Below are 11,069 nucleotides of genomic sequence, written 5' to 3'. Positions count from 1 at the left end.
TGCCTGCCCGCCCTCCGAGCGACAGGATCCCCACCTCCGGGTCGAGCAGGAGGTCGATGGCCAGCCGCTGCTCCGCGCTGCGGCCGTGCAGGCCGAACACGTCGCGGTCGCCGCGGACGAGCTTCACCTCGCCGGCGCCGACCACCCGTCCGAGCGCAGATCCGCGGTCGGAATGCACGATGAGGCCGGTGTTCACCGGGAGGCCGTCGACGAGTGGAGTGCGCATCCACTCTTCGTCGTAGAGGGCGTTCATCTGATCGCTCCCGAGCGAGATCTCGGCGAGCCCCGTCCACCCGCTGTCGACGACCTGCTCGTGCCGGTACTCCTCGGCGGCGAGGCCGATCGAGGACGCCTTGACGCGCATCGGGAGGTCTTTGGAGACGACCGTCACGGCCAGCCCGTCGTTCGCGAGGTTCATCGCGACCGCGAGGATGCGGGAGTCGTTGTCACCGAGCTGCATTCCGCTCGGCAGCACCGACATGTTCGAGTGGTTGAGCTCCACGCGCAGCGAGCCGCCGTCACCGACCGGAATCGGGAAGTCGAGCCGTTCGTGCTGAACGCGCAGGTCGTCCAGGTTGCGCAGCGCCTGCCGCGCGAAGTATCCGATCTCGGGATCGTTCCGCTTGCCCTCCAGCTCGCTCACGACGACGACAGGGATGACGACAGCGTGCTCGGCGAACCGGAAGATCGCCTTGGGGTCGGACAGCAGCACCGACGTGTCGAGCACATAAGTGCGCTCGCTCTGACGGATGCCGTTCGATGCCGACTCGAACTGCCGGGTTCCTGATTCAGCCACGACCACTCCCACCCCGCCGCTCCGCTTCCGCAGGAGCCGGCGGATTATTTGGCGAGCCGGCCAGTGGGTTCCGAAACGAACTTATGTGGCCGTCTCGATCGGGCGCCGTGCCCGATGAGTCGAAAGTACGCCGCACGGATGACACCGGAGGCTCCCACGACCGCGTGTCGTGGTTCGTTCAGCTGAACTTCACCCCCAGTTGTGGGAGGCGCGGGATCAGGCCGCCGAGGCGTACGAGGTCAGCGCGGCGCGCAGCATGTCGAGCGTCTCCTCCGTCGTTCCGGCGTGCACGCTGATGCGGGCGCTGGTGGCGCGGACCTTGGCCGAGACGCCGTGGTTGAACAGGGAGGCCGCGAGCACCGTGAGCTGTTCCGGCCGCGGCTCGAGCACGACGATGCCCGCGCGCTCGGCGGCGTTGCGCGACGAGGCGACCGGCACCGCGAATTCGTCGGCGAGGTCGATGACCTGCTCGGCGAGGTCGGAGATCGCGGCGGAGATCGCCGAGACCCCGACCGCTGCGATCTCCTCGAGCGACGCCGCGAGACGCGCCTCCGCCACCGGGTCGGCGTTCGACACCGTGAAGGCGGATGCGTCCCGGGCCGGGTCGACGACCTCGTCCCACAACTCGCCGGCCCCGGTGCCCACCCACCCGCTGAAGACGGGCGTCAGGTGCTCGATCGCGCGCTCGCTGAGCGCGATGAATCCGGTTCCCCAGCCCGCACGCGTCCACTTCTGGCCCCCGGAGACCACGACGTCGGCGACCTCGTACGGCGCGTCGACGACGCCGAAGCCCTGAATCGCGTCGACGAGGAGGAGGCGGTCGCCGATCACCTGCCGGATCCCGTCGATGTCGGTGAGGTAGCCGGTGCGCGAGTCCACCAGGCTCACCATCACCGCGGTGGTGGAGTCGGTGATCTGCTCCCGGATCTGTGCCGGCGTGACGCGGCCGTGGTCGGTCTCGAGCCAGACCGGCGTCACGACGTGCATCGCCTGCGCCGCGCGGACGGCCGCGTACGTCACGCTCGGGAACTCCGCGGCCGACAGCAGCACCTCCCCGCCGGTCAGACCGAACGCGGCGTGCATCAGCCCGGTGGAGGCGTTGGGCTGGAACGCGATCTGCCCGCTGGGGAATCCGGTGAGAGCGGAGACGGCCTCGCGCACCCGCTCGTTCTCGGCGTGCATGCGCTCGATGGTGCCGAAACGCGCCTTGGACAGCACCTCGTACTGCCCGAGCAGCTCGGCGCGCACCGCCGTCGACAGCGGTCCCACGCGCCCGTAGTCCAGATATCCGGGCTCCTCGCCGAATCCGGCGGCGAACTCCTCGATCGTCGTCATCCTGACCTCCGCGACCATCCTGCCGGGTGCACGACGGTCACGACGAATCGGTGGCGACCCGGTCGGCCGTTCACGCCGAGGATCACCTGCGCGGAGGGTTGTCCGCGACGCGTCGCCCGCCGTGTCAGGAGCCGTAGCGACGCTGCCGGCGCGAGTAGTCGCGCATCGCGCGCAGGAAGTCGACCTGGCGCAGGTCGGGGCCCAGGGCCTCCACGAAGTAGAACTCGCTGTGCGCGCTCTGCCACAGCATGAAGTCGCTCAGCCGCTGCTCGCCGGAGGTGCGGATGACCAGGTCGGGGTCGGGCTGGCCACCGGTGTACAGGTGCGCGCCGATGAGATCCGGGGTGAGAAGGTCGGCCAGTGTCTCCAGGCTGCCGCCCTCGGCGTGATGCGCTGCGACGATGCTGCGCATCGCGTCGGTGATCTCTTTGCGGCCTCCGTAGCCGACCGCCAGGTTCACGTGCATGCCCGTGCGGCCGTCTGTGCGCTTCTCGGCGTCGGCGAGCGCCTGCACCAGCCGCTCGGGGAGGCCCGCTGTCGAGCCCACGTGCTTGATGCGCCAGTCGCGGTTGCGGGAGAGGTCCTCCGCCAGCTGGGCGATGATCTCGATCAGGTCGGTGAGCTCGGAGCTGTCGCGGTTGGTCAGGTTGTCCGACGACAGCAGGTAGAGCGTGACCACCTCGATGCCGAGGTCGTCGCACCACTCCAGGAACTCGCGCATCTTGGCCGCGCCCGCCCGATGCCCGTGCGCGACCGTCGTGAGTCCCGCCTGCCGGGCCCAGCGCCGGTTGCCGTCGATGATCATCGCGACGTGCCGCGGCAGCGACTCCGGGCCGAGTCCGGAGAGATACCGTCGCAGCCGCTTCTGGTACAGCCCGTAGAGCAGCCCGTTGGCCTTCTCGGAACTCCGTCTGCTCACGCAGCTACGTTAGCGCGGCGCGCGGGCGACGTCTCCCAGCATCCGACCACCCGCCTCCCCTACTCTTGCTCCATGACGCCGCGTAACGCCCCCGAGCCCGAGGATGTCGCCGAGCTCCTCGCCGAGCCCGTCGCCGACCTCCCGCCCGCCGACGCCGCCGTCAAGCAGGACGACGCGCGCGGCCCGCTCCTGCCGAACATCCCGCTGCTCGACGCCTCCCCCGCGAACCCCGCCGAGATCAAGCCGACCTGGCGGGGCTGGATCCATGCCGGCACCTTCCCCGTCACCATCGCGGCCGGGATCGTGCTCATCTGCCTTGCGGAGGGCGCGGCGGCCAAGTGGGCGTCGGCCGTGTTCATGCTCACGTCGATGCTGCTGTTCGGCAACTCGGCGCTGTACCACCGCTTCAACTGGAAGCCGCGCACGAAGGTCGTGCTCAAGCGCATCGACCACGCCAACATCTTCCTGCTGATCGCCGGCACGTACACGCCGCTCGCCGTGCTGGCCCTCCCGCCCCAGAAGGGCGTCCTGCTGCTCAGCATCGTCTGGGGAGGCGCACTGCTCGGCATCGGCTTCCGGGTGTTCTGGATCACCGCTCCACGCTGGCTCTACGTGCCGATCTACCTGCTGCTCGGCTGGGCGGCGATGATGTACATCGTCGATCTGGTGAACGCCAACGTCGCGATGATGGTGCTGGTGTGCGTCGGCGGCGTCTTCTACACGATCGGCGCCGTGATCTACGGCATCAAGCGGCCGAACCCCTTCCCCGGGGTGTTCGGGTTCCATGAGATCTTCCACACTCTCACCGTCCTGGCGTTCCTCTGCCACTGGACGGCGACGCTGCTGATCGCCCTGCATCCCGCCTACAACGGCTGAGGGCGCCGGGCGTCAGGAGGTCGCGGACGGCCCCTGCTCGTCGTCGTCGGACCGGGCGGACTGCTCCGCGTCCAGTTTCTCGGCGATCTCGGCCCGGTAGCGCACGCGGCGGATGCGGCGCGTCATGTCGATGACGAGGAGCACGGCGGCCACAGCGATCAGGAACGTGACGATGAAGCCCACGACGCCCGGCGTCACCTGGTCTTCGTTGGGGCCGGACGTCGGCGTGGGGGTCGGCGTCGCGGCCAGCCAGACGCCGGCCTTGAGCAGCAGCTCAGGCATGAAATAGTCGCTTTCAGAGTCGGGAGGCCAGCAGGGTGCGAAGCACGATTCACAGCTTCGTCTCCTAGTCTTGTCTCAGCCTACCGTCGCTCCGACGGCGGGCCTGAACACGCACCGAGAGGCGGACCGCGAAGCGATGGCACGCGATACCCCGACGCCGTCAGCCGCCCCCGAGTCGCCCACCCTCCAGTCCCGCTACGGACGCACCTCGGGCCGGCGCCGCCGCGACCGCTGGCTGCTGGCCGGCGGTGCACTCGCCGTCGTCGCCGTCGTGACCGCCTGGGTGTTCTGGGCCGGCTGGGACAACAACCAGGCCGACCTGGAGGCCACGGACACCGCGTACACCATCCCCGACGCGCACCACGTCGAGATCACGTTCACCATCAACACCCAGCCGGGAACCGCGGTCACCTGCGCGCTGCAGGCGCTCAACGACGACTACGCGATCGTGGGCTGGCGCATCGTGAGCTACCCCGCCTCCGACGCCCGGGTGTCGACGCACACGGAGACGATCCGGACCATCGCGCAGAGCAACACGGGTTTGATTAACACCTGCTGGCTGACCTAACATTCTCTGGATACGCCCCGGCCGAGGCCGGGGCGTCTACTTTACCCACCGGCACTGCACTACGACCGGCTCCGGCCGGGAATCAGCCGAAGCGGTACACACCGCAGGCGCGAAGGAGTTCACCATGTCCCAGGAGTCTCAGGTCACGTTTCTGACCCAGGACGCGTACGACCGTCTCTCGGCCGAACTCGAGGAGCTCAGCGTGAACGGCCGTAACGAGATCGCGAAGCGCATCGAGGCGGCCCGCGAGGAGGGCGACCTCAAAGAGAACGGCGGCTATCACGCCGCCAAGGACGAGCAGGGCAAGATCGAGGCCCGCATCGTGCAGCTCACGAACCTGCTGCGCAGCGCGACCGTCGGTGCCGCGCCCGAGAGCCACGGCGTCGTGGAACCCGGGACGGTCATCACCGCGACCATCGCCGGCGACGAGAGCGTCTTCCTGATCGGCAACCGCGAGATCGCGGCCGGCACCGACCTCCCCGTCTACAGCGAGCAGAGCCCGCTCGGCTCCGCGATCCTCGGGCTGAAGGTCGGCGACAAGACCGAGTACACCGCCCCGAACGGCCGCCAGATCGCCGTCGAGGTCACCAAAGTCGAGACCTACACCGGCCAGTAACCCGCGAGCCGGCAAGTACGCCCGGACCAGCCGAAAACCGCCGAGTACGCAGACGATCTGCGGACTCGGCGGCCAGCGTTTATGGGGTGTCGGGCTAGTCCTCTTCGAGGACGGGGTCGTAACCGGCCTGACGCAGCACGTGGATGACCTGCTGCCGGTGCTCCGTGCCGCGGGTCTCGACCGAGACGTCGAGCTCGACCTGGCTGAGCTGCAGGCCGTTGCCGTGCCGCGTGTGCAGCACCTCCACGACGTTGGCGTTGACGCCGGCGAGGATCTCGGCGATGCGAGCGAGCTGACCCGGGCGGTCCGGCAGCATGATCGTGAGCCGCAGATAACGGTCGGAGGCCGCCAGGCCGTGCGCGATGACGCGCTGCATCAGGAGCGGGTCGATGTTGCCGCCCGAGAGGATGGCCACGACCGAGCCCGGCTCGCCCGCCGGCACCAGACCGGCGAGGATCGCCGCCACGCCCGCCGCACCCGCCGGCTCGACGACGAGCTTGGCCCGCTCCAGCAGCACGAGGAGGGCGCGGGCGATGTCGTCCTCGGTGACGGTGACGACTGCATCGACCGCATCGCGCACGATCTCGAAATTGAGGATGCCGGGCTTGCTCACGGCGATGCCGTCGGCGATCGTCGCGACGAGCCCGATCTCGGTCGGCTCCCCGGCCTCCAGCGAGGCGGGGTAGGCGGCGGCATTGGCAGCCTGCACCCCGATCACCCGGATGGTCCGGCCCTCGAGCGCCGCGCGCTGCTTGACGGCGCTCGCGACACCCGAGATGAGACCGCCACCGCCGATGGGAACCACGATCGTCGAGACGTCGGGCACCTCGTCGAGGATCTCGAGACCCAGCGTGCCCTGCCCCGCGATCACGTCCGGGTGGTCGAACGGTGGGATGAGCACCGCACCGGTCTCGGCCGCGAAGTCGGCGGCCGCGCGCAGCGTCTCGTCGACGATGCTGCCGCTGAGCACCACGTCGGCGCCGTAGGCCCGGGTGGCCTGGAACTTGGGGATCGCGACACCGACCGGCATGAAGATCGTGGCCTGGATGCCGAGCTCGCGCGCGGCGAACGCGACGCCCTGCGCGTGGTTGCCGGCGGACGCCGCGACGACGCCGCGCTCGCGCTCCTCGGCGGTCAGCTTCGAGAGCCGGTGGTACGCCCCGCGGATCTTGTAGGAGCCCGTGCGCTGGAGGTTCTCGCACTTGAGGATGACCGGGGAGCCGATCACGTCGGTCAGATACCGGGAGGTCTCGATGGGAGTCGGCTGCGCGACCACGCTCACGATCGCGCGGGCCGCCTCGATCTCGTCGAGGCTGGGGCCGGCGAACGGTGTGCGCGTCGATTCGGTCGCGGTGTCCACTCGCACAGCCTACTCGCGGTCATATACCGCCGGATGTATGCGCTCCGCGCTGCTTCTACGGTCGGCGCGGCGGTCGAGGGACGACCTCCCAGATCGCTCCGGCCGGGGCGGCCATGACCTCCGGCGGCTCGTCCTTCCAGGCGCCGGAGGAGACGTAATGCACCATCACGTTGAGCACCGCGACGAAGGGGACCGCGAACAGCGCGCCGGGGATGCCGGCGAGCAGCGACCCGGCGGCGACGGCGAGCACGACCGCGAGAGGGTGCACCTTGACGGCGGTGCCCATGATGAGCGGCTGCAGAACGTGCCCCTCGATCTGCTGCACCAGCAGCACGATCCCGAGCATGATCAGCGCGAAGACCCAACCCTTGAAGACGAGGGCGATGAAGACCGCGAGGGCACCGGTGATGACCGCGCCGACGATCGGGATGAACGATCCGAGGAACACCAGCACCGCGATCGGGATGACCAGCGGGAGGCCGAGGAAGAAAGCGCCGAGGCCGATGCCGAGGGCGTCGATGGAGGCGACGAGCACCTGCACTTTGGCGAAGTTGCGCAGCGTCGTCCAGCCGGCCCGGCCGGCGCCGTCGACGGCGCTGCGGGCGTTCTTCGGGAAGATCCGCACGATCCAGCCCCAGATGCTGCGCCCGTCGATGAGGATGAACAGCACGCTGAACAGGGTCAGCAGGGCGCCCGTGAGCACGTGGCCCAGCGTGGAGCCGACGGAGAGCGCGCCCGAGATGTAGACCTGGCTGTCTTGCTGGAGCGACGTCCAGAGCGATTGGAACGCACTGTCGATCTGCGCCGCTGTGAGGCCCAGCGGGCCGGTGGTGAGCCAGTCGCGGAACTGCTCGAAAGCCGTCACCGACTGGACCTGCAGCTCGTGGCTCTGCCGGGTGACCTGCCAGATGGCGAGGTAGAGGAGCCCGCCGACGACCACGATCAGCAGGACCAGGGTGGTGACGATAGCCAGCCACGACGGCCAGCGGTGCCTGACGAGGAAGTCTTTGAACGGCACGAGCAGAGCGGCGAGGAGCACCGCGATGAGCACCGGGATGACGATGAGCCGCAGTTGGACGATCAGGAAGATCGCGACGGCGATGACCGCGCCGATGACCAGCAGTCGCCACGACCAAGCGCTCGCGAGCCGCACGCCGCGCGGCAACGACTCGGCGACCGGATCGGTCGGCGCCCCGGGATCGCGGCGGCGTCTCAGGAAGCGCGCCCTGACCGACGGGCTGGATTCTTGCGGTGCCGGGGCGTCGCTCTCTGCCATGCCCGTCAGTCTAGGGGCGCTACCGCGTGGTTCCTGAGGATCTGTTCAGGGTTCGAACACGAGAGGTGGATGCTCGATCCAGGTGTTGAACCACTGCCACGACGGCCCGGAGGACGTCTGCTGGATCGAGGCGTAGGTGGGCTGCCCCGGCGGGACGTTCTGCAGCCCGACCACGACCGACACATTGCCGTTCACCGTCTTGACGCCGGTTCCCGTGACGCTGCCGGGGCCGGCGTAGCCGTTGACCGAGAGCGACACCGGTCCACTGGTGGAGATGAGGAACGAGACGACGTAGCTCGCCGTCGCCGTGGCCCCGTAGGCTCCGGGGTCGAAGTGCACGGAGACGCCCGGGCCTCCGGAGGGCACCTGCCGGAAGGTGAACGACGCGTACGGCGTCCCCGAGGTGTCGGTCTGCATGATGTCGGACGCGATCAGCGTCAGGTTCGTGCGGCCTTTGCCCACGGTGTGGGTCGGGCTGATGATGTCGATGGGGAAGATGAAGGGCGGCCAGTGCAGGATGTCGCCCGGACGGATCCGAGTGACCACGTCACTCGGCGAGAGGGTCTTCACGAAGGATGAGGGGTCGATGGCGTCCGATACTTCGGCGTCCGCCCCCGGGACGATGCCAGACATGAGGATTACTCTACTAGCGCGTACCCGAGGGCGCGACCGTGCCTCCACGGATCATCGAGGGCCGCAGCACCGGCTGGTTCAGGAGGCTGGTGCGACCGTGACCGGCGTGCCGGACAGCGCGACGTTCACGCGCTCGCCCGGTGCGGGCATGTCCCGGGCGCCGTGCTGGACGGCCAGCTCGGAACCGTCTGCCAGGCGAACGCGAGTGCGCCGCAGCGCGCCGAGGAAGCTCGTGGTGAGCACCTCCGCCGGCAGGCCCTCCGGCGCGAGCAGCACGTCCTCCGGACGCACATACGCCGTCACCGGGCCGTCGGCAGCGCGAGCAGTGAGCGGGACGGTCTGGCCGAGCACCTGGAGGACTCCGCCGGAGACGGTGCCGGGAACGCGGTTCGTGAGGCCGACGAACTCGGCGACGAACGCCGTCGCCGGCCGGTGATAGAGCTCCTCCGGAGTGCCGATCTGCTCGATCGCGCCCGCGCGCATGACGGCCACACGGTCCGCGACGGCGAGCGCCTCCTCCTGGTCGTGGGTGACGAAGAAGGTCGTGATACCGAGCTCGGTCTGGATGCGGCGGATCTCCTCGCGCAACTGCACCCGGACCTTCGCGTCGAGCGCCGACAGCGGCTCGTCGAGCAGCAGCACGCGGGGCTCGGTCACCAGGGCCCGCGCCAGCGCGACGCGCTGCTGCTGGCCACCGGACAGCTGGTGCGCGTACCGGTCGGCGTGGTGGTCGAGGCCGACCAGTCCGAGCGCCTCGGCCGCGCGGCGACGGCGCTCGCCGGCGCCCACTTTGCGCATCCGCAGCCCGAACTCGACGTTCTGCCCCGACGTCAGGTGCGGGAACAGCGAGTAGGACTGGAACACCATCCCGAGGTCGCGCCGGTTCGTCGGCTCGTCGGTGACATCGCGGCCGTCGATGTGGATGCTTCCGGAGTCGACGCGCTCCAGCCCGGCCAGCGCGCGTAGCGCCGTCGTCTTGCCGCACCCGGAGGGGCCGAGCAGCGCGATGAACTCCCCCGGCTCCGCCTGCAGCGAGAACCCGGCGAGCCCGGCGCCCCCGCCGAAGTCGCGGACGAGCCCGTCGAGCTCGACGGTGGAGCCGACGCGGGAGGCGGCGACGGAGGATTCGGCGAGGACGGTCATGAAATGCCTTTCGGGAGGCCGCGGTCGCGCGGGACGCGGCGGTCGCGCGTGCGGCGGCGCGCGCTGACGACGCGGTCGACGACCACGAGGAGGACGAAGGCGAACACCAACGCCAGCAGGGCGAAGATGACCGCGACGAACGGGTCGGACTGCGAGACCAGCAGCAGCGAGGTCTGCAGGTTCACGCGGCTGAGCAGGGAGGCGATGGTGAACTCGCCGAGCACCACCGCGATCGAGAGCGCGGAGGCGGCGAGGATGCCGCGACGCAGGTTCGGCACCAGCACGCGCCAGAAGACGGTCCCCCAGCCGGCGCCGAGCGAGCGCGCCGCCTCGCTGAGCGTGATCATGTCGACGGCTGCGACGTTGCTCTGGATCGCTCGGTAGGCGTACGGCAGCACCGTGATCCCGTAGGCGAACGCGAGCGTCCAGGCGCCGGAGCCGAAGATCTGCGTGACCACGGCGTAGGTCGGGGCGAGGCCGACGACCATCACGATGGCGGGGATCATGATCGGCAGCAGGCACACGGCCTCCAGCAGCCGGCGCAGCTTGGCGAACCGCAGCTCGACCAGCACGATCGTCGGCAGCAGCACGAGCAGCACGATCGCCACCGTGACGACCGCGAGCACGAGCGAGTTGCCGAGCCCCTGGTACACGCGGTCGTACCGCGTCGTGCCGCCGCCGAACACGGCGATCCACCGGTCGAAGCTGTAAACGCCCGGCTTGGCCGTGCGGAGGGTGAACTCCAGCATCGAGAGCAGCGGGATCAGGAAGAACGCGCCGAGCACCACCCAGATGACGGTGCGCACGACCGGTCCGGGGCCGAGTCGCAGCTGCGTCTGCCCGCTCATCGCTGCCACCTCGCGGTGCGGCGCACGAGGGCCGAGTAGGCCAGCATCACCACGACCATGACCACGAGCATCCCGAGCGCCATCGCACCGGCCAGATTGGCGCGGCCGAGCACGGTCTCCGAGATCAGCGCCTGACGGATCTGCAGCGAGACGATGTTGTTCGCCTGGCCGACCAGCGCGGCCGCGGTCGCGTACGACGAGAACGCGTTGGCGAACAGCAGCAGGAGGCTGCCGAGGAACGAGGGCAGCAGGATCGGGCCGCCGACGCGGGTCCAATAGGTCCAGCGGGTGCCGCCGAGAGTGGCCGTCGCCTCCAGCCACTGCGGGCGGAGGCCCTCCAACGCCGGCAGGAACGTGATGACCATGAGCGGGATCTGGAAGTACAGGTACGGGAGGATCAGGCCGGGCACGGTGTAT

General features: G+C 69.6%; 13 protein-coding genes. 3 read left to right on the top strand and 10 right to left on the bottom strand.

The genetic code is table 11. The features are described 5' to 3' along the window. The 3 genes from AC0HS0_RS02625 to AC0HS0_RS02615 all read right to left on the bottom strand — a co-directional run. Window positions 1-802 (bottom strand): PIN domain-containing protein (locus tag AC0HS0_RS02625; protein ID WP_472961466.1); only part of this gene is annotated, 802 nt, incomplete at its 3' end. 210 nt (window positions 803-1,012) lie between these two features. Next, complete coding sequence (locus AC0HS0_RS02620; protein WP_472961465.1) at window positions 1,013-2,131, bottom strand: aminotransferase class V-fold PLP-dependent enzyme; 1,119 nt, start codon at window positions 2,129-2,131, stop codon at window positions 1,013-1,015. Window positions 2,132-2,255: 124 nt separating this feature from the next. Beyond that, on the bottom strand, window positions 2,256-3,050 hold the full coding sequence (locus AC0HS0_RS02615; protein WP_472961463.1) for an isoprenyl transferase: 795 nt from the start codon (window positions 3,048-3,050) through the stop codon (window positions 2,256-2,258). A gap of 72 nt (window positions 3,051-3,122) precedes the next feature. On the opposite strand from AC0HS0_RS02615, the gene trhA reads away from it, so the two are divergent. Then, complete coding sequence (gene trhA, locus AC0HS0_RS02610) at window positions 3,123-3,926, top strand: PAQR family membrane homeostasis protein TrhA (RefSeq protein ID WP_472961462.1); 804 nt, start codon at window positions 3,123-3,125, stop codon at window positions 3,924-3,926. 12 nt (window positions 3,927-3,938) lie between these two features. Here the strand turns inward: trhA and AC0HS0_RS02605 are convergent, their stop codons facing one another. Beyond that, the gene (locus AC0HS0_RS02605; protein WP_472961461.1) at window positions 3,939-4,208 is read right to left on the bottom strand and encodes a hypothetical protein; all 270 of its coding nucleotides are present in this window, start codon (window positions 4,206-4,208) and stop codon (window positions 3,939-3,941) included. Between the two features lie 136 nt (window positions 4,209-4,344). Here AC0HS0_RS02605 and AC0HS0_RS02600 point away from each other — a divergent pair, with 136 nt between their 5' ends. Together AC0HS0_RS02600 and greA are read left to right on the top strand one after the other, a co-directional pair. Beyond that, window positions 4,345-4,776 (top strand): DUF4307 domain-containing protein, encoded by a 432-nt coding sequence (locus tag AC0HS0_RS02600; RefSeq protein ID WP_472961460.1) that lies wholly within the window; start codon window positions 4,345-4,347, stop codon window positions 4,774-4,776. Window positions 4,777-4,900: 124 nt separating this feature from the next. Next, window positions 4,901-5,392, top strand: coding sequence for a transcription elongation factor GreA (gene greA, locus AC0HS0_RS02595; RefSeq protein WP_472961458.1), 492 nt, complete (start codon window positions 4,901-4,903; stop codon window positions 5,390-5,392). Window positions 5,393-5,486: 94 nt separating this feature from the next. Here greA and ilvA read toward each other — a convergent pair whose 3' ends face one another. The 6 genes from ilvA to AC0HS0_RS02565 form a co-directional block, all read right to left on the bottom strand. Then, window positions 5,487-6,752, bottom strand: a complete 1,266-nt coding sequence (gene ilvA / locus AC0HS0_RS02590) for a threonine ammonia-lyase (protein ID WP_472961456.1) — start codon at window positions 6,750-6,752, stop codon at window positions 5,487-5,489. A gap of 55 nt (window positions 6,753-6,807) precedes the next feature. Beyond that, window positions 6,808-8,028: an AI-2E family transporter gene (locus AC0HS0_RS02585; protein WP_472961454.1), complete on the bottom strand. Its 1,221-nt coding sequence runs from the start codon at window positions 8,026-8,028 to the stop codon at window positions 6,808-6,810. A gap of 45 nt (window positions 8,029-8,073) precedes the next feature. Beyond that, the gene (locus AC0HS0_RS02580; protein ID WP_472961452.1) at window positions 8,074-8,661 is read right to left on the bottom strand and encodes a hypothetical protein; all 588 of its coding nucleotides are present in this window, start codon (window positions 8,659-8,661) and stop codon (window positions 8,074-8,076) included. Window positions 8,662-8,739: 78 nt separating this feature from the next. Further along, window positions 8,740-9,804 carry an ABC transporter ATP-binding protein gene (locus AC0HS0_RS02575; RefSeq protein ID WP_472961450.1) on the bottom strand — a complete coding sequence of 355 codons (1,065 nt, stop codon included), beginning with the start codon at window positions 9,802-9,804 and terminating at the stop codon, window positions 8,740-8,742. Beyond that, window positions 9,801-10,652 carry an ABC transporter permease gene (locus tag AC0HS0_RS02570; protein WP_472961449.1) on the bottom strand — a complete coding sequence of 284 codons (852 nt, stop codon included), beginning with the start codon at window positions 10,650-10,652 and terminating at the stop codon, window positions 9,801-9,803. The genes AC0HS0_RS02575 and AC0HS0_RS02570 overlap by 4 nt, the downstream gene beginning before the upstream one ends. Continuing rightward, the coding region (locus AC0HS0_RS02565; protein WP_472961447.1) for an ABC transporter permease subunit at window positions 10,649-11,069 on the bottom strand (421 nt) is incomplete at its 5' end. The genes AC0HS0_RS02570 and AC0HS0_RS02565, both read right to left, overlap by 4 nt.

The sequence above is a fragment of the Leifsonia sp. PARNA 1/14 genome, assembly GCF_055720965.1.
The sequence above is the reverse complement of the archived record's forward strand: the minus strand, read 5'-3'. Positions and strand labels throughout refer to the sequence as shown.